This window comes from Bartonella sp. HY761, from assembly GCF_026743145.1.
In the GTDB taxonomy this organism is placed as follows: Bacteria; Pseudomonadota; Alphaproteobacteria; order Rhizobiales; family Rhizobiaceae; genus HY038.
In genome coordinates this window covers 3,042,220-3,062,500 of sequence record NZ_CP104887.1, presented here as the reverse complement: position 1 = coordinate 3,062,500, position 20,281 = coordinate 3,042,220, and the positions used below count along the sequence as shown (strand labels likewise).

At 40.8% G+C, this 20,281-nt stretch carries 6 protein-coding genes, 1 tRNA gene, 2 rRNA genes and 1 pseudogene (1 of these 10 cut by a window edge); 5 read left to right on the top strand and 5 right to left on the bottom strand.

Annotated elements, in window-relative coordinates; genetic code table 11:
* From N6A79_RS13145 to N6A79_RS13125, 5 genes are all read left to right on the top strand, one after another.
* Positions 1-2,549, top strand: a 23S ribosomal RNA gene (locus tag N6A79_RS13145) (it extends 264 nt beyond the left edge of the window).
* Positions 2,550-2,625: 76 nt separating this feature from the next.
* Positions 2,626-2,740, top strand: a 5S ribosomal RNA gene (gene rrf / locus N6A79_RS13140).
* 232 nt (positions 2,741-2,972) lie between these two features.
* Positions 2,973-3,049, top strand: a tRNA-Met gene (locus N6A79_RS13135).
* A 597-nt stretch (positions 3,050-3,646) separates the two neighbouring features.
* Positions 3,647-4,462, top strand: a complete 816-nt coding sequence (locus N6A79_RS13130; protein WP_268546287.1) for a Hachiman antiphage defense system protein HamA — start codon at positions 3,647-3,649, stop codon at positions 4,460-4,462.
* Positions 4,452-7,604: a DEAD/DEAH box helicase gene (locus tag N6A79_RS13125; RefSeq protein WP_268546286.1), complete on the top strand. Its 3,153-nt coding sequence runs from the start codon at positions 4,452-4,454 to the stop codon at positions 7,602-7,604. The genes N6A79_RS13130 and N6A79_RS13125 overlap by 11 nt, the downstream gene beginning before the upstream one ends.
* Before the next feature lie 38 nt (positions 7,605-7,642).
* Here the strand turns inward: N6A79_RS13125 and N6A79_RS15920 are convergent.
* From N6A79_RS15920 to N6A79_RS13105, 5 genes and pseudogenes are all read right to left on the bottom strand, one after another.
* Positions 7,643-8,163, bottom strand: a pseudogene (locus N6A79_RS15920) (IS1595 family transposase).
* Positions 8,164-8,292: 129 nt separating this feature from the next.
* Positions 8,293-8,724, bottom strand: coding sequence for a hypothetical protein (locus tag N6A79_RS13120; RefSeq protein WP_268546285.1), 432 nt, complete (start codon positions 8,722-8,724; stop codon positions 8,293-8,295).
* Positions 8,725-8,746: 22 nt separating this feature from the next.
* The gene (locus N6A79_RS13115) at positions 8,747-12,478 is read right to left on the bottom strand and encodes a DUF4132 domain-containing protein (protein WP_268546284.1); all 3,732 of its coding nucleotides are present in this window, start codon (positions 12,476-12,478) and stop codon (positions 8,747-8,749) included.
* Positions 12,479-12,559: 81 nt separating this feature from the next.
* The gene (locus tag N6A79_RS13110) at positions 12,560-16,387 is read right to left on the bottom strand and encodes a DUF4132 domain-containing protein (protein ID WP_268546283.1); all 3,828 of its coding nucleotides are present in this window, start codon (positions 16,385-16,387) and stop codon (positions 12,560-12,562) included.
* Between the two features lie 98 nt (positions 16,388-16,485).
* A complete protein-coding gene (locus tag N6A79_RS13105; protein ID WP_268546282.1) occupies positions 16,486-20,259 on the bottom strand; it encodes a DUF4132 domain-containing protein in 3,774 nt (1,257 codons plus the stop codon).
* Positions 20,260-20,281 lie beyond the last annotated feature (22 nt).

Here is a 20,281-nt window from a genome sequence, read left to right as displayed (position 1 = left end):
CTGTAGGAAAGGACATCAAACGAGACTCCGTTAGTAGTGGCGAGCGAACGCGGACCAGGCCAGTGGCTTAAATGAGAAAAGTGGAATAAGTTGGAAAGCTTAACCAAAGTGGGTGATAGTCCCGTACACGTAAATTGATTTTAAGTCCTAGAGTAGGGCGGGACACGTGAAATCCTGTCTGAACATGGGTAGACCACTATCCAAGCCTAAGTACTCGTGCATGACCGATAGTGAACCAGTACCGTGAGGGAAAGGTGAAAAGCACCCCGACGAGGGGAGTGAAATAGATCCTGAAACCGAATGCCTACAAACAGTCGGAGCCCAAGATTAGTTCTGGGTGACGGCGTACCTTTTGTATAATGGGTCAGCGACTTAGTCTGACGAGCAAGCTTAAACCGATAGGTGTAGGCGTAGCGAAAGCGAGTCTGAACAGGGCGTTCAGTTCGTCGGATTAGACCCGAAACCGAGTGATCTAGCCATGAGCAGGCTGAAGGTAAGGTAACACTTACTGGAGGGCCGAACCCATATCTGTTGCAATAGATCGGGATGACTTGTGGCTAGGGGTGAAAGGCCAATCAAACTCGGAAATAGCTGGTTCTCCGCGAAATCTATTTAGGTAGAGCGTTAGTTTTATTCTCCAGGGGGTAGAGCACTGGATGGGCTAGGGGTCCTCACCGGATTACCAAACCTAACCAAACTCCGAATACCTGGAAGAACTGACTAGCAGACACACGGCGGGTGCTAACGTCCGTCGTGGAGAGGGAAACAACCCTGACCACCATCTAAGGTCCCCAAGTTATGGCTAAGTGGGAAAGGATGTGAGGATCCCAAAACAACCAGGATGTTGGCTTAGAAGCAGCCATCATTTAAAGAAAGCGTAACAGCTCACTGGTCTAAATAAGGGTCTTTGCGCCGAAAATGTAACGGGGCTAAAGCCATACACCGAAGATGTGGATTTACACGTAAGTGTAAGTGGTAGCGGAGCGTTCCATAAGCCTGTGAAGGGATACCCGTGAGGGATCCTGGAGGTATTGGAAGTGAGAATGCTGACATGAGTAACGATAAAGGGAGTGAGAGACTCCCTCGCCGAAAGTCCAAGGGTTCCTGCTTAAAGTTAATCTGAGCAGGGTGAGCCGGCCCCTAAGACGAGGCCGAAAGGCGTAGTCGATGGGAACCACGTTAATATTCGTGGGCCTGTGGGAAGTGACGGATTGCGTAAATTGTATCATCTTATTGGATTGATGATGCAGTGAAGCAGTTCCAGGAAATAGCTCCCACATTATAGACCGTACCCGAAACCGACACAGGTGGACCGGTAGAGAATACCAAGGCGCTTGAGAGAACTATGTTGAAGGAACTCGGCAAATTGCACGCGTAACTTCGGAAGAAGCGTGACCCTTTAGCGGGCAACCGTTAGGGGGTGGCACAGACCAGGGGGTAGCGACTGTTTACCAAAAACACAGGGCTCTGCGAAGTCGCAAGACGACGTATAGGGTCTGACGCCTGCCCGGTGCTGGAAGGTTAAGAGGAGATGTGCAAGCATTGAATTGAAGCCCCAGTAAACGGCGGCCGTAACTATAACGGTCCTAAGGTAGCGAAATTCCTTGTCGGGTAAGTTCCGACCTGCACGAATGGCGTAACGACTTCCCCGCTGTCTCCAACATAGACTCAGTGAAATTGAATTCCCCGTGAAGATGCGGGGTTCCTGCGGTTAGACGGAAAGACCCCGTGCACCTTTACTATAGCTTTACACTGGCATTCGTGTCGACATGTGTAGGATAGGTGGTAGACTTTGAAGCAGTGGCGCCAGCCATTGTGGAGTCTTCCTTGAAATACCACCCTTATCTACATGGATGTCTAACTGCGTTCCGTTATCCGGAACCAGGACCGTGTATGGTGGGTAGTTTGACTGGGGCGGTCGCCTCCTAAAGAGTAACGGAGGCGCGCGATGGTGGGCTCAGAACGGTCGGAAATCGTTCGCTGAGTGCAATGGCATAAGCCTGCCTGACTGTAAGACTGACAAGTCGAGCAGAGTCGAAAGACGGTCATAGTGATCCGGTGGTCCCGTGTGGAAGGGCCATCGCTCAACGGATAAAAGGTACGCCGGGGATAACAGGCTGATGACCCCCAAGAGTCCATATCGACGGGGTTGTTTGGCACCTCGATGTCGACTCATCGCATCCTGGGGCTGGAGCAGGTCCCAAGGGTATGGCTGTTCGCCATTTAAAGCGGTACGTGAGTTGGGTTCAGAACGTCGTGAGACAGTTCGGTCCCTATCTGCCGTGGGTGTAGGAATATTGATAGGATCTGTCCCTAGTACGAGAGGACCGGGATGGACGTATCTCTGGTGGACCTGTTGTGGCGCCAGCCGCATAGCAGGGTAGCTATATACGGAAGGGATAACCGCTGAAGGCATCTAAGCGGGAAACCCACCTAAAAACGAGTATTCCCATGAGAACCGTGGAAGACGACCACGTTGATAGGTCAGGTGTGGAAGTGTGGTAACACATGAAGCTTACTGATACTAATCGTTCAATCGGCTTGATCGTTCCCATTACCTATATCCAGTTAATAAAAATGCAGAAAAATCAAAACCAGCTTCAATTCGTTCATGCCTTTCGCCGACCTGGTGGTTATGGCGGAGCGGCTGCACCCGATCCCATTCCGAACTCGGCCGTGAAACGCTCCAGCGCCAATGGTACTTTGTCTTAAGACACGGGAGAGTAGGTCGCTGCCAGGTCTGCAAAATGCATGTATGAATACTATCTCTTCACCATCAAAACACCCTTATTAATCTATCTGATAAATCCCAAGCAATATAAGCCATATAGCTTAAATCATTCCTTGGAAAAAAAACACAAAATCAAGATAATAACGCTTCCTAAAAGCATGACATTATCTTAAAAATGTGCCTTAATATCAGATACTCCTTCACAACATACCGAGCGTGAAGAAGTAAACAAAACCCTTGACGCGGGGTGGAGCAGCCCGGTAGCTCGTCAGGCTCATAACCTGAAGGTCGTAGGTTCAAATCCTGCCCCCGCAACCAATATTACCCATCATTGAAATAAGAAATTATTTATACCATACCCCCAAAGAGCGGTCATTGGCGGTTCTAACGCCATAATGCCAAATCAGTACATGAGGGCTATAATACCAATTCGGTACATGCGCCAAGACGAGCGCTGCTAATATGCTGACACGTACTCCTTCGCTACCAAAGAAAACCATAACTAAAACGCGTAAGCAAAAAGTGTGCTCTATATTCGCTAAAATGTCAGAAAGGTGGCTAGATTAATATATCTTACATATTGATTTAGGCTTTAAGCAATGCAGTTTGTAATTATATCAAATAGCTTTTTTATTACTTATTGTTAAATTTATTTGACATTGCACTAGAGCAAGTCAATATTAATAAAGTGGATTTACAATCTTTAAATAGGGGAAAATCGCTGCTCAATGTGTTGAATAGCACGGTCTTTTCTAATGATCTTAACTACTTAGTTTGCTCGAGCTTATTAATAAATATAAATGGATATTTTAATCATAGAAACATATTAAAGCTAAAATTAAATGAAGTGTCGGTGTTTAACTTGAACAGAGTATTGTAGAATGACTATTTTAGGCAAGCGAGTGTTATATTAATATGCCTTGGACAAATGCACATCTTGCTTGGCTCCGCAATACAGGAGAAACGATTATAATATCAACAGGCGAGTGCGTTCCTATTTATGAATTTGCTTATGATGTTCGCAATCAAGTAATCATGTCTAGTTGGGCAAAACATTTCAGGAACCATTACTGCCTCGATAACGAAATAGATATATTAAAGCCTCCGGGTATGACAAATTCAGATTATTTGTTAAGCTTGAAATTTCCAGACAGTTCTCCGGGACTTGGGCCTAGTACACGGTCTGGAGATTTTTCAGAAATATTAGTGGTCGACTTTTTGACTTATTTATCTGGTTACTATGTTCCCAGAACCCGCTATGATCGCAAGATCATCGGTAATGAGTCAGCGAAGGGTTCAGATGTTCTCGGTTTCAAACAAGAAAATACAAATCCCTCACCTAAAGACGAATTATTGGTTTACGAGGTAAAAGCGCGGCTTTCCGAGAACAATGTGGCTAATACATTACAAATCGCAATTGATGATAGTTTGAAGGATGGGGCTAGGCTTGCAGAATCGCTAAATGGTGCAAAGCAAAGATTGTTTGATCAGAAAGATATTCCCGGTATGCAAAAAATTACAAGATTCCAACAAAACGTTGATCTCCCATATAAAACTAAATTTGGTGCAGCAGCGGTTTTGACGAACAGCTCATGTTGCGCGGAAACTTTAGCTAAGTCTTCTACGCAGAAACATCCATCTCAGAGCCAATTGGAAATGATTGTGATAAGGGGCCCTTTATTAATGTCTTTGGTGCATAGCTTATATGAGAGAGCGGCTAATGAGGCTTGAAGCATCGTCAAAAAAAATGCTGGCAATTACCAAATCAAAAGCAAAAATGTATGAGTTTGCTATTGATGAAAGATATCATCTGGAGCTATCGGTCGATCCAAGTAAATTGTTGATTACGACTATTGGCATTTTGGGGGATATATCTGCTATTGAAGCGCGCGGAGGGCACTTAATTGAAAAAACTGATTACTATGAAAAACTAAAGTCTGAACTAATATCAGTTGGGCAGTATTTTGATGCATTAATTCAATCTCATTTGGTGGATGAGATGACAATTTATTTAAAAATTGTAGGAGCTGCGGCTTATTACCTAGCAGATATGCCCGGTAGTGCCCTCGTTTTAGCCAAAAGTTTACCCTATAAAACAGAACTACTTACTGGCACTAATCTTGAGGGATTTTTAATATGGATATTAAAATCTGATTTTGGCCAGGTTTGGTATCGTGTAGAAACAACTTATCTAACTCAGGCGATAGATAATGTCGGAGACGCCACTCAAAAATTCTTTGGGTTAGGCCTTGAGGCTGAGAATTTTAAACAAATAATACGAAACTTACGGCGCGAAGTTTATGACAATGGTTCTGATAGAGAGCTATTGTTTGTCGATATTATTTCATCTATTCTTCTTAGAAAAATCAAAAACTCATCCATAAATTGTTTGCCTAAATATACTCAGATTCCTTTGGAGCAATGGGTAAATGTAATAACTAAGCCGAGATTTATTCAAGAGTTTTGGCCAGCACAGCGATTGCTTGGCGAAAAAGGCGTTTTGTCTGGTCTATCGGCTGTTGTGCAAATGCCTACGAGTGCAGGAAAGACAAAATCGACTGAATTAATTATTAGAAGTTCATTTTTGTCCAATCGCGCAAAGGTTGCGGTAATTATAGCACCATTTAGAGCTTTATGCCGAGAGATTACCGCCACCTTTGAACAAGCCTTCGAAGGTGAAGATGTAAATATTAATGAATTGCAAGATGTTTTGGATATTTCTGATAGCGATGACAAACTCATAAGATTTTTATTTGAACATATTACCCCGAGTGAAATAAGCACCAAGTCAATAATTGTTACCACACCGGAGAAACTCGTTTATCTTCTTAGGCATGAACCTGCTTTAACTGACACAATTGGCTTGCTTATTTTTGATGAAGGACATCAATTTGATACCGGAAAACGAGGTGTTACCTATGAGCTATTAATAGCTTATCTTAAATCTCGATTAGGCGATAATGTTCAGAAGGTCATAATTTCGGCGGTCATGGCTAACGCAAAGTCAATTGGTGAATGGCTTAATGGAGATTTTGGAATTGAGATTCAAGGAGCTGGTTGCTTACCGACGGCGAAAAGTACAGCCTTCGCAAGTTGGCAAACTATCATGGGACAACTCCAATATATTGATCAAGATGGTCAGGCAGATAGAGACTTTTTCGTTCCTAGGGTGATTGAGCAAATAAACCTTGGAACGAGAGGTCGAGAAAGGAATGAACGATTTTTTCCAATTAAGGGTGATAATGCTAGCGTAGCAGCATATTTAGGAATTAAGCTATGCCATCAAGGGCCTGTTGCTATTTTTTGCGGTGTAAAAAGTACTGTCACGTCTATATGTGAGTATCTAGTTGATTGTTACGACCGAGGCCTAGCATTACCTTCGCCGAGTGCTTCTAGCGATCAAAATGAATTGGACAGGATTGCGTATCTTTCTAAGTTGCATTTTGGGAAGGATTTTATATTTACTCGTTCAATTGCTTTGGGGATATTGCCGCATAGCTCTAATATACCAAATGGTATCCGCGTTTCCGTTGAGTGGGCAATGGAATCTAATAAGTCAGTAATGGTAGTATGTACATCCACTCTCGCGCAAGGGGTCAATCTTCCAATCAGGTATCTAGTCGTTTCAAGTATTTTTCAAGCAGGGCAAGAAATCACCACTCGTGATTTCCATAATCTCATAGGAAGAGCTGGAAGAGCTGGATATCATACCGAAGGAAGTGTGATTTTTGCTGACACGAGCATTTTTGATAAACATAAGATTAGGGGTGAAAGCTGGAGATGGCAAAGGGCAATGCATTTGCTCGATTTTACGAATACAGAGGACTGCGCTAGCAGCCTTTTGGGTTTAATCAAGCCTTTTGATTTCACAGAGTTTACTGTTGATGTTATCGAGTTTATTAAAGACCCTGGTAACTATAGACAAAGCTGTATAGATCTGGGACATCATCAATCCATAGATATCATTTCGCTACTTAATCAAATGGATTATAAGGAAATTTTAATTGAAGCAATTGAAAGCTATTTCCTATCCTATTTGAAAGATAATCCGGGTGCTGCTCAGACGTTCTTCGATGAATTAGCTCTAGGAACACTGGCTTATTTTTTATCAGACGATGATCAAAAACTACAGCTTAGATTGGTATTCTCAATTATTGCGGCTCAAGTTCTGTCTGTCCCAGAAGAGAAAAGGGCATTTTTTGGCAAGTCATTATTGGGATTAAAAAAACTATTTTTAATTGAAAACTGGCTTGTTGAAAACTGGGCCGAATTAATACAAGCTCAAAGCTCGGATGAGCTTCTTATAATTTGCTGGCCGCTGTTATCTCAGCTCAATAAAAATAAAATGGTTCTCAAAATAACGCCTAATGAGGTTATATTAGAGTTTGCAAAAAAATGGATATCAGGTAGTAGCTATGCTGACCTTTATGATTACCTAGTTCAATCATGTGCATACTATCAAGCAGGGTCTCAGAAACGAACTATTCAAATGGACCATGTAGTGGATTTAGCTGATAATGCACTTTCTTTTGATTGCATGTTAAACATTGGAGCCATAGCTGATGTAGCAGAGGGAAAGGGTTTGAGCGACAACATCTTGGATTCGCTTAGGAGTTTACAAACGCGTCTAAAGTTTGGTCTTTCAAATAGTCTTGAAATCTGGCTATATTCTCGCGGTTACGTGGACAGAGAGGTATGCAAAAAACTGGCTTTACGTCTTCATAATGAAGGGGTGGATTTAGAGGTATTTGACTTTGGAATATTGTATACCCATAAGCAAGCTCTAAATGATTGCCTATCTACGTTTCCAACATATTTTAGTCGAAAGAATTTAGAGAGCAAAAATTTAAAAAAGGATAAAATTCGCCTCTAATTGTTATCTTCCATAAGAGATAATAGGGGGTGTACCATTTAATTAGCCCATAAATTGTTTAACCCATTGTTGATTTGGCTTAATTGTGCTTGAGGCGATGGGTTATTAAAACACCACTCACACTTCTTTAAAAATAGTTCAGAATTCTATCTTGGTATTTCATAAAATTTGCACATGTGGCATTTGGTTTATTTTCAAAAACTCACAACGCCGTTGATGTGAATGCCCTTGTCTGTAAACAGTTTTGAATGGTATTATGCGATAATATTTAAACTCTAATACATCAATAATCTTCGTACACTCGCCCACCGCGCTTGCGAAGACCAAAAACAGGAAATTTATCGCTCGTTCCAGGTCCATGGTTATCTTTGCGGCAACCGCCAAAATAGCACTCATCCACCTCGCTCTCGTCATCAAAAATTTTACTGGCTTCTCGCTCTGTTTAATAGGCAATCAGTTTGCTAACTTTTTAATAATAAAGGGCAAATGTCTTGAAATTGACGCCAACTAAATCAGCGGTGCATCGTGCAGTTATGCTTGCTACAAAGTGCCCTATCATCTGATTTTGCTAACTTTCAATAATCGCCTCTTTCTGATGCTTATATCGATAATCTTTATCAGTTATCTGATACAGCCCCAATTTTAAATTTATTCGGCGAAAGTATCGAAAATTACTTGGTATGCGTTTTTAAAAATTTTCCTCAACGCTTGAAACTTTAAATCTTACATTTTTAAATTCAATGACAAGTTTGCCCATTGCAAAGCAAAGTTCGTGGCAAAGGTGATCGTTATACCAAGCGAATTTATGGGTTAACAAGTCTGATAAATCACCATTACCTTCTATTTTATATTGTAAAACATCTTCATAGAAAATATCAATGATTTGATCATGATAGGCTCCTAAAAAGCATAATTGCAGATTGACGGGTTCAAACTTTCGTTGCAACAGATCTTTTGTGTTGCCATAGATCATATTTAACGATACCAGCCACGCATCGTGTAACGATGTATGGCTATCGGGGTCATAAAACCCAAGATCGGTTATATATTGAAATGTTTCATCATCAATTTCACTTTGAAAGTTCTTTAAGTTTTCAATATCGGCTAGATAGTTCCACATGGTTCAACTTTGCTGTTTTTATTTAGATTGAGGTTTTTTTCTGCCAGTCAGGGTCAAAGCCAGTGCCAGCCGCTGCAATAGCATGATAGTTGGCAATGGTTTCAGCTAAAAGAATTGGTGGAATTACTTGTAATTTATCAACGTAATTAAAATTTTTGAAAAATTTTACGTATTGGCGAAACTCCAGTTGCGTTAAGGCGACAAGAACATTTCTTTCCGCTAAACTTGTACCCGTAAAATTGATATAAGCCATATAGCCGCCACTCATAAAATAACGAGTATAGGCCGTAAAAAAACCGCCATAACAATGTTGGTCATGCTCATAACCCAATTTATTGGCAACAGATCTTAAGGTCGGAGCGTCAATCATCCAGCCCTCACGATCATCAATGTTTGCCGCGTTTTTTATTTCATCGCTTATGATCGGTAAATCTTCGCGAAATTGGTTAAAGGGCGGCGCTATTTCATAATCCGTAAGATGCGTGCGCCATGCTTGAATATCTTTATCATTAAGCAAACTAATATGGGCAAGTTTGATCGTTTCTATCCCAATAAGTGATACCGCATTGTCATGGTTATCGGTCAAGCTGCCGTCTTCTAACGGGCGGAAAGTTAGCACTGTTTTGCCATCCATATTTCTGCCGATCCATATTAGTTTTGTAATAATCGGGCGCATGATGGGATGGTTGAAAATATAGTTTTGCCACTCATCGACCGGCCAAAGGCGTTCCAAACACATGGCTTCATAAAGCCGTGCGGTTTGTAACGGGATAACTTGTTTTAGTTCTTTTTTGGCATTGGAAATGATTTTTTTAGCCGCGGTTATTTCTTCGACTTCATCTGTATCTTTGGGGTTGGCAGTAGGTAGGGCTTTTACTTCCTTGCCTTGATCATTTAACAGGATCAAATGGTCACCATTTAAAGCCAGTTTAAAAACACGTCCTTTGCCGCATTTTAGTTCATTTTCACCATTGTCATCAAGGCTTGCCGCAGGAATAGTGCGGTCAGCTAATTGGTCAAAACTCCAACCTTGTTGTTGTGAAATATCATCAATGAGGTTTCTAGCATGGTCTTGTAGAGACGGTTGTTTGGTATGTCTTGCACTGGCTATCAACAATTGAATTGCAGCAGAGGCAGAATTGCCGGCAAGCATATCTAACAGTGCTTTTGACTGTGATACACGAGAGCCATGTTTTTTCAAAAAATTGCGGGTGATATTCGCAATTTCAGCGCCATCAACATGGGCTGCCAAGGCTAAAATGCCTTTGGCATCAATAACACTTTGCTTATAGGTACCCAAGGCTTCATTATGCAGTTGCTTGAAGAGTAAATCACGATCAGTTAAAAAATATTGCGACATATGGGGAAAGAGCTTGGATATGTGAATATTATGCTGAAGGCGTTGGTCAATATTGGTTTGGGCATAGGTGAAAGCTTCATTTTCATCCATGGCAATAATATTTTGAGCAATCCATGATTGAACAATAAATAACCCAAGTTTGTTGGCACTTTCCGGTGTTAATTGGTCAAGCCATAGGTTTGTCATCAGGTTGCCCTGTGGTGTTTTTAACTTAACAGCCAATGTAATCCACCACAATACAATAGTTAGATCAAAAATATCACCATTTTTAAAGTGTAATTGCGGTAATTGTGCAAAGGGAAACCAATCAAGATTGTTAAGTTTGGCCTTTTTTAAGCCTTTTTGGGCATCGCTTAACAATTTTTCTGGTGCAAAATAGTCGCCAATATCTTCACCTAGAGCGCTAAGCGCTGATAAAATAGCTGCGCGTACTGCATCATTTTTTTCTATTTTTAATGCGGTATAAAGGGCTGTAATTTCTGATTTTGCGCCACGATCTTTTAACCAATTCGCGGCTGTGGTTCTTGTCGCTTGTTGACTATCTTCCAATAAGCTGGCGATAAATCTATCAAGATTTGGCAAGTCGGCCAGTAATGCGCGTGCTTGTTCGCGCTCATCTTTACCAACCGCGGTACCATCGACTGCCCGCCCCATGGCAATAATTATAAGTGGCATCGCATAGGATAGTGGGACTTGCGGCAGTAATTTTAACTGATACATGGCGACTGACAAACTATGATAGTCATCGCTTTTGCTTGGTTTGAGACCAAAAGCCTTTTCAATAAAGGTCCTGTTTTCGGCAATCAGCGGCCAAACACTTTTGGTGTCGCGTATATCAATAGCGTTTAAAAAGGACGGGTCGAGGTCGTAAGTTAAGCTCGTTTCATTTAAATATTTGGTTAGAATATGATTAAAAAGGCGCAAATCACCGAATTCGATAACTTTATTGAATATTGGATTTTTAAAAGTAAAGCCATTCCCCCCCTGAAGAACAATGTTAAGATATCTATATTTTCTTATTTTTCGCGCCAATAGCATTAATTGATGAAGAGAAAGATTAGGATTGTTAAAAAAATCTGTAATACCTGAACAATCATAACCGTGCTCAGGTGCGTTCTTAAAAAAATCTTGTAGCGCTTTAGCTTTAATCACGTTGCCGGTCATTAATTCTTTTAAATCGGCAACTAATTTGTCACTATCAATTGGTTGGCAAAATGTTGTCCAATGCCAAGATTCATTTTTTTTTGTGCCATCTGTTTCACTCGCATAAAACGCATTGTAGTTTTCTAATGCTTGGTGAAAATTTTGGTAATATTTTTCATCAATAACATTAAATTCAATGTGATGTTTTGCTTTTTCCAAATCAAAAGGCGGTATAGCTATGATAGATCCATCAAAACCAGTATAAGATGTGGTTGAATCAGCCTTGGTATTTTTTGGTTGGCTCAGGCCTAATAATTCTAATTGCTGTTCAATCATCTCTTTAGGCTTGGTATCGTTTTCAGTTCTGAGCCAATCATTCAATACGCCAACTGCTTTTTTCTTTAATATAATCGCTGTTGAAATGGCGATTTGGCTGCGAATAGTTGGGGTTTGATCGGCATAAATATCCCGCAGCTTATTTTCTACCCGTTCCTTGCCAGCATTGGATAATGCTACAATCGCATTGCCTTGCACTGTTTTTGCTTTATGTGTAAGTGCAGAGATGAGAACATCCAAATAAAGGGGGCTAAGATTATAGCTGCCAATAGCCGCGATGAGCTGCGCTAAAACTGAGCCTGATAATTGGCTACTTGATGTTGATATCTTGCGATGCTCATCTTCAAACCATTGTTTGATGCCAAGAAAATTATGCAATTCATTTTTTTCACAATATGAAATTCCTGGCGTTAAAAGAATATTCAAAATATCAGTTGTTGTTGCTTCGCCAAGGCTTGCCAATTCGAGAAGACGATTGGCATCAAGCCCCCTTTTTTGGCTTCTGCCAAGATAGACGACGTCATCCACCGGTGTTGCGTGTAATGAAAAGGCAATGCTAACGCAAAATCGCCACCAAACTGCTACTTCTTTATTGCCAAATACGTGGTCTTGCTTATTTAATAATGGATGTAAATTTGCCAAAATTTTTGCTAGTCTCACATAGACAAGCGGTTGCCACTCGCGCCCTATCGCCGTTGATATTGCGTGGCTAATCTGCAAAAGATCAAATGGTCCTGTTTTGGGTGTTGATGAAACTTTTAATAATATGGCAGCATTTTCTCCGGTTTCCACATATTTGCAAAGATCATTAATTAACGGTCCATTGCTCATTTGCGCTGCTTCAAACACATTTTTCAAACGGTCGAGATTAATTGCAATCTTGCTGTGGTTATGAATAGATGTATTTGTTGTCATGGTGCTCATCATTTTACCTTCAAATTTTACTGGTAAGAAAAATAGGTCACATAGAACCGATAGATACGCGTATAAACTGTTTTAATAAGCCGACTTTGTTTGCCAATCCTCATCAAAGCCCGTGCCAGCCGCGGCAATAGCATGATAATCGCCCATGCTTTCTGCTAAAAGCACCATTGGTATTTTTTCAAGGTCGGTGATGGGTCGTTGATAATGACCGTTATTTTTAACTTTCATAAAAACAACCTTTATCAAAGCGGCAGGCAGATTTTTTTCAGGAAGTTCATTTCCAGTAAATTGGATTTGAACATTAATATTGGCGCTAGCATAATGGCGTATATAGGTATCAAAATGGCCACCATCGCCCTCTCCACGTTGATAGCCAAGTTTTGTGGCTATTGTTCGCAGCTTATAAGTGTCAATCATCCAACCCTGGCGATCGTTTAAGTGCGTTTGATTTTCTACATCCTTTGTTATTAGTGGTAAATCATCGCGCAATTGCTTGAAAGGCGGCTTTATTTCATAATCAGTAAGATGCGTGCGCCATGCCTTAATATCAGCCTCATCAAGCAAGCTAATATGGGCAAGTTTGATTGTTTCTATCCCAATAAGTGATACCGCATTGTCATGGTTATCGGTCAAGCTGCCGTCTTCTAACGGGCGAAACGTTACGATTGTTTGGCCATCTTCATTCATGCCAATCCAAATAAGTTTTGTAACAATCGGGCGCATGATCGGATGGTTGAAAATATAGTTTTGCCACTCATCAACCGGCCAAAGGCGTTCCAAACACATGGCTTCATAAAGCCGCACTGTTTGCGAATTTATGGTTTGTTTTAACTCTTTTTTGGTGGTTGCTAGGGTCTTTTTGGCGTCATTAATTGTTTTTACATCTTGAGCATCGTTTAGATTTGGCGTTGGTAGAGTTTTTACCCCTTTGCCCTTATCATTGATAACGCTTATGCTATTATCGTCACTTAGTTTTAATCGATAAATACGCCCTTTACCGCAATCTAGTTCAGCTTCACCATTTTCACTCAAACCAACCATTGGAATGGTCCGGTCTGCCAATTGGTCAAAGGTCCAATCATGGCGATCAGCAATGTCTTTAATGAGCTGCTTGGCATGATCTTGCAAAGATTTTTGTTTGATCCGCCGCGCTGCCGACAAAATGACTTGAATGGCCGGCGAAGAGGAATTGCCAACAAGCATGTCCATCATTGCTTTAGATTGCGAAACTCTTGAGCCATGTTTTTTGATATAATCGCGGGCAATGGCGGCAAGTTGGATATCATCAATATGCGAGGCTAAGGCTAAAATACCTTTGGAATCTACCGCACTTTGTTTATAACACTCAAAAGCGCTTTCGTATAATTGTTTAAAAATTAGATCACGATCGGTCAATACATAGCTTTCGGCATTGGGATAGATCTTAATGTATCGTAAATTTTCTTGTAACCTTTGATCTGTATGGGTGTTGGCGTAAGCAAAGGCCTCATCTTCATTATAGGTTAATGTGTCCTCTGTAATCCAAGTGTGCAAAATAAATAATCCAAGCTCGTTTGCACTTTCTGGTTTAAGTTGATCAAGCCAAAGCCTCATCATTTGATTGCCCTGCGGTTGCTTTAATTTTGCCGTTAATGTGATCCACCATTTAACGATAATGGGATCGACAAGGGTGCCATTTTTCCAATTTAATGAGGGAACTTGCGCAAAGGGAAACCAGTCAAGTCCTTTAACTTTGGTTTTCTTCAGGCCTTTTTCGGCATCAAGCAATAGTTTTTCTGGGGCAAAATAGCTTGAAATATCTACGCCCATAATATCTAAGGCAGATAAGAGTGCAGCCCGCGCTCCATCACTTTTTTCTTTCTTAACGGCGGCTTGCAAGGCGGCAATTTCGGTTATTGCTTTGCGGTCTTTTAACCAATTGGCTGCGGCTGTCCTAAGTTCTTGCTGACCATCTTTTAAAAAATTTGCGATGGATGCGTCAAGATTTGGCAACGGGCTTAGTAATTGCCGCGCATATTCCCTATCTTCGCGGCTGACAGCCCTGCCATTAACTGCCCGCCCCATTGCAATAAGCATAAGTGGGGGTACATAGGATAATGGCAATTTGGGCAGCATTTTTAATAAATCAAAGGCTGAAGATAGGCTATAATCTACCTTATTTTCTATTGGTAAAAGCCCCACAGCCTTATCAATATAGGAAAGGTTTTCAGCGATAAGCGGCCAAAATAATTGGCTGTCACTAAGATTTATTTCATCACGATAGTAAGGGCCAGAGGGCTGCGATAGTTTGTGAATTAGGGAATTTTCGCCTAGATTTTGCGTTAAGATATAATCAAAAATCCGCCAATCACCAAACATATCAATTTGATTGATAATTTGGCTTTTCAACGATAAATCTTCTTGAGCAGAAAAAACAATGCTTAAATAATTATAGTCCGTTGTTTTTCTTGCTAATAGCATCATTTGAAAAAGAGAAAGATTAGGAATTTTAAAAATATTAACGCAGCCAGAATGATCAAAGTCACGGCGTGGCACATGCTCATATAGCTCAACCAAAATATTCGATGTTGGTAATTTCCCTTGCAAAACATCTTTTAATGCAGCTAAAGCTAAATCACTATCAATTGGCTTACTATAATCAGTCCAATGCCAGCTCCCATCTTTCTTTTTTTCATTTTTCTCCAAAGCATAAAAAGCATTAAAATTTTTAACGGCTTGATAAAAATCCGTGTAATATTTTTTATCAATGACATTAATTGCGATATAGGATTTTTCTTTCTCAACATCATAGGGCGGTATTGTAACGGTGCTACCATCAATCGCCACATAGGAGCCAGCACAGTCTTTCTCAACATCTTCGGTTAACCCATTGTTTAACAGTGTCATTTGTTGCTCAATGGCGTCTTTAAGTTTCGGCGTCTTTTCATTTTTAAGCCATTCATGAAATAATTCGCTTGCTCGGTGCTTTAATATGATTGTTGTTGCAACAATAATTTGGTGACGAATAGCAGGCGTTTGATCGTCGTAAATATCACGCAGCTTACTCACCACCTTATCTTTATTCGCGCTGGTTAGTGCGGTAATGGCATTGCCGTGTACAGTTTTTGTATTCTGCATCAATGCGGGAATAAGAATATCTAAATAATGATCACCAAGGTTAAAGCCACCTATAACGCCAAGCAATTGGGCAAATTGTCTGGTTGGCAAATGGGCGCAGGATTGAGAGATCTCTTGGCTTTGTTGTTTAAGCCAATGTTCAATACCGGGAAATGTATCGACTTCATTTGCTCCATATTGACTGACTGTAAGGGTTAAAATAACATCAAGTATATTATTTATTGTTGCGCCACCAAAATGTGCTAGCTCAATAAGGCGAGGTGCTGTTAGTTCTAATCCTTCATTATGCTCGAAAGGAAAAATAATTGAGCAGTGGCTATTGCAAGGAGTATAAGCAAAGGTAAGGCAGTGTCGCCACCAATCGGGCGATAATTCGCTGCCCAAATGTACAAAATTTTTACCTCCTATTGGTCGCAACTGCGCAAAAATTTTGCCGAGCCGAATAAAAGCAAAGGGTTGCCAAACATTGCCTAAGGCTGCAGTAAATGATTTGTTTATCTCATAAAAACTAAATGAACCAAGGGATGGTGTAGGGGATAGCCTCAATAAGACGCTTTCATTTTGCCCATTTTCCATATAGCGGCATAAATCATTGATTAAGTGTGGATCGTCTAATCCGGCTGTTGCAAATATTTTTTTTAGATGTTCAAGATTAAGTGTGTTTGTGCCTGCTTGCACGCGAGAGCCGTCACAGTCACAGTCACAGTCACTGTCACTGTTGCTATCGCTATTCAATGCGTTTTTGGGATAAAAAAACTCTTTGATCGACTTAAGCAGGCTCATAATTGTTCCTTAGCTTTTGGGGAAATATTTTAGGATTTAGAGCATTTACCGCTTACGCTGAAAAATGCGCTAAATCTTTATTGGTAGAGACTAAAAAATTATAAAGCCGCTTGGTCTTCCCAATTCTCAATAAAGCCGGTTCCGGCTGCAGCAATTGCGTGATAATCGGCTATGGTTTCAGCTAACAATACAGGTGGAACATCTTGCAAACGAATTTCCCCACCATAATTGTAGTTGCCACCCCTATCTCTGCCAAAACGCAATTCAGTTAAAGCTGCGGCAATATTTTCTTCTGGCACATAACTGCCGGTAAAATTAATATAGGCAATAAGATCAGCTCCCGCATAGCGGCGGCTATAGTTAAAAAAGCTGCCGCTATCTTCGGTTTCACCGCGAACATAGCCAAATTTTTTGGCTGCTGCACGCAATTTAAACGTTTCAATCATCCAACCTTTGCGATCAATAATTTCATTTTCTGCTTTAAGATCATCGGTTATTTGCGGCAAATCTTGGCGCAATTGCTGAAATACGGGCTTAATTTCATAGTCCTTGATATGGTTGCGCCAAGCCGTTGCTTCCTCATCACTAATGAGTTGAACATGGGCAAGTTTAATCTCAAATACACCCTCAAGGGTTACAGTATTATCATCGCTATCGGTTAAACTGCCATCTTCCATTGGTCTAAATAGCAATTTTTGATTGCCAACCTTATCAAGCCCAATCCAAATTAACGAGCTAACAATACGGCGCATAAGCGGATGGTTAAATAAATAATCCTGCCAATCAGCAACAGGCCAAATACGCTCTAAACACATGGCTTCAAAAAGCCGCTCTGTTTGTAACGCAATCACTTGCTTTAACTCTTTTTTGGCATTGGCAATAAATTTTTTAGCGCTGGCTAGTTCTTCGCTTTCTTGCGTATCTTGGGGATTAGCGGCAGGCAAGGCTTTCACTTCTTTGCCACTATCATTTAAAATGATAAGATTGCTATCGTCATTTAATTTTAATGTATAAATACGGCCTCTGCCACATTCTAGTTCGGCTTCACCATTTTCATCAAGACCGGCAGATGGAATGGTTCTATCTGCCAATTCATCCAAGGTCCAACCAAATTTTTCAGCAATTTGGTCAATGGCTTGGCGTGCATGTTCTTGCACCGAGCGTTGTTTGGTGCGGTTTGCGGCAGCCAACACAACCTGTAAAGCCGCAGGTTCTGGATTTGCAGCCAGCATATCAATAATGGCTTTGGCTTGTGATGCGCGTTTGCCATGTTTTTTAATAAATTGGCTGCCAATGGCGGCAATATCTGCACCATTTACCCGTGCAGCAAGGGCTAAAATACCTTTGGCATCAACCGCACTTTGAAGATAATTACCCAAAACCTCGCGCCGTAAGTGTTGGAATAATAGATCTTTATCCGTTATATAATATTGGGCATATTGCGGATTACGTGCCGCATAGTGTTGGTTTTGTTGTAAACGTTGGGCAATATGGGCGGCGGCATGGGCATTGGCTTCATCATCACCAACCGCATGGGTGTCATGTGCCACCCATGTTTTGGCAACAAAAAGACCAAATTGGTTAGCACTTTCTGGGGCCAGTTGATCAAGCCAAAGGCTTATCATGGCATTGCCTTGTGGCTGCTTTAATTTTGCGGCTAATGTTATCCACCATTGCAAAATCATAGGATCAACGGCGGCACCATTTTTCCAAATCGCTTTAGGCAATTGGTCAAAGGGAAACCAGTCAATGCCCTTTACTTTATTCTTTTCTAAGCCTTTTTGTGCATCTTTTAACAGCGTTTCTGGCGCAAAATGGCTAGAAATATCTTCGCCCAAGGCATCAAGGGCAGAAAGTAGGGCTGCACGAGCGACATCATTTTTTTCTTTTTTTAATGCAGCTTTTAAAGCGGGAATTTCTGCTTTCGCATTGCGGTTTTTTAGCCAATTGGCGGCACCAATGCGGGTTGATTGCTGGCCGTCTAATAATAAATTGGCGATGGCAGGGTCAAGATTTGGCAAATCATTTAGAAAATTGCGGGCTTGCTGCACAATGGCTTTGTTCATCGTGCTATTATTAACTGTATTACCTGTTGCCATAACCATTAATGGCGTTGCAAAACGCTTTGGAATCTTGGGTAAAATCGCTAAAAGCATAAATGCAAAATCCATTTCGAAAGGCTTTTGGCTTCGCTTGGGGGCAAGACCAAAAGCTTCATCAAGCAAGGAAATGCTATCCATTATAAGCGGCCAAAAAGCGTCCTTTCCAGCGTTGCTGGCATAATTTTGTAAAAAATCACGAAAGGGTGTTTTATAATAAGACTGTTCTAAAAAGTGAAAAATAACTGGTGATTGATTGAATTTTATCATCCAAAGGTGATCAAAAGCGCGCCAATCGCCAAGTGCATTAATTTTATTGAACATAGCCTGATATACTGAGCCTTGCCTATTGAAATAATACATTAAATGGCGATGTGCAATCATATCATCAGCCTGCGCTAAAAGTGATATTTGATAGAGTGATAAGGCAGGATTGCCTATGAATTGCGCAATTCCAGATGTGTCAAAATCTTTGCTATCAATAAGAGCGAGCACTTCTGCTACAAGATTAGTTTTTGTTTTATTGCCGCTCATCAATTGACGCAATTGGTTGACAGTTTTCTCCCTATCCAATGGTTTGGCTTCTTTAGCGCGCAAATGACTGTGGGTCTTTTTTTCTCCGCTTTTTATGGCAGCTACATGAGCATTATAATTATCAATTGCTTTGGCAAAATTGTCATAAAAAATTTCATCAATTGTGCCTAACTCAAATAGTTTTTCTTCACTTTCATATTCACAAGGGGGAATTGTTACAATCGTGCCATCAAGGGCAATATAACGCGATGCATCATCGGTTAAGTTTTGCTGGTCAGTTGTATCAATATTTAAAAAGGCAAGTTGTTGTTCAATAGCTTCTTTCGTCTTTGCATTATCTTCCGCTTTTGCCCATTCATTTAATAAATCGCTCGCTTCATCGCCCAATAATGTGACAGCCGTTGAAACGAGCAAGGCACGGCTAGCCGGCGTTTGGTTGCTATAAATGGTGCGTAGTCGTGTTTTAAGGGCATTTTTATCAACGCCGATAAGCGCATTAACGGCGCTGCTGCGTGCAGATTTGGCTTTATTAAGTGACGCATCAACTAAAACATCAAGATATTCATTGCTTAACGATAGTTGTTGAATGGCCAGACATAATTGAGTTAAATACTCCGTTGATAAATGTGGGGCAATTGCTGCTATTTCCAATCTTTCGTCATGAAACCATTTCTCGATTCCGCTAAAACTTTCAATATGGTTTTGCTGATCGGAATAATTTCCTTTTGTCAAAACCACATCAAGGATATGTGCTTTTGTCGCACCACCTAACTGTGCTAATTCAAACAACCTATCCGCGGTTACTTCATAGCCATCTTTACGGGTTTTTGGTCCATAACAAGCATTTGTATTGCTTGTAGAATTTGCAAAAGTTACGCAATATCGCCACCAGTCAGGTGATGCATTACTCCCTAAAAATGAATTATTATTATTTGGCAGTGGTGCTAACCAAAGAGCGCAAATCTTGGATAATCGGACATAAGCAAGGGGCTGCCATTGATTATTGAGCGCGCCGACGAGTAGCTCGATTATTTCATAGGTGTAAATATGCCCGCCATTAGCAGCATTGAAGATTGAAAGTAAACTAGTTTCATTCTCTCCGCTTTCAATATAATTAACTAAATCTTCAACAAACTTGTTATCAATGATATGCATTTTTTTTAAAATGCGAAATATTTTATCGCGATTGAGGGTTAGTTTGCCCGCCTGCTGCAAATTTTTATTAGTCTCTTCGCTCATAATAATCTCTTCCCGTTAGTTA

Bases quoted from the DNA above. Each gene is read 5' to 3' on its own strand.
- N6A79_RS13130 (WP_268546287.1), top strand. From the start codon at position 3,647: ATGCCTTGGACAAATGCACATCTTGCTTGGCTCCGCAATACAGGAGAA.
- N6A79_RS13125 (WP_268546286.1), top strand. From the start codon at position 4,452: ATGAGGCTTGAAGCATCGTCAAAAAAAATGCTGGCAATTACCAAATCA.
- N6A79_RS13120 (WP_268546285.1), bottom strand. From the start codon at position 8,724: ATGTGGAACTATCTAGCCGATATTGAAAACTTAAAGAACTTTCAAAGT.
- N6A79_RS13115 (WP_268546284.1), bottom strand. From the start codon at position 12,478: ATGACAACAAATACATCTATTCATAACCACAGCAAGATTGCAATTAAT.
- N6A79_RS13110 (WP_268546283.1), bottom strand. From the start codon at position 16,387: ATGAGCCTGCTTAAGTCGATCAAAGAGTTTTTTTATCCCAAAAACGCA.
- N6A79_RS13105 (WP_268546282.1), bottom strand. From the start codon at position 20,259: ATGAGCGAAGAGACTAATAAAAATTTGCAGCAGGCGGGCAAACTAACC.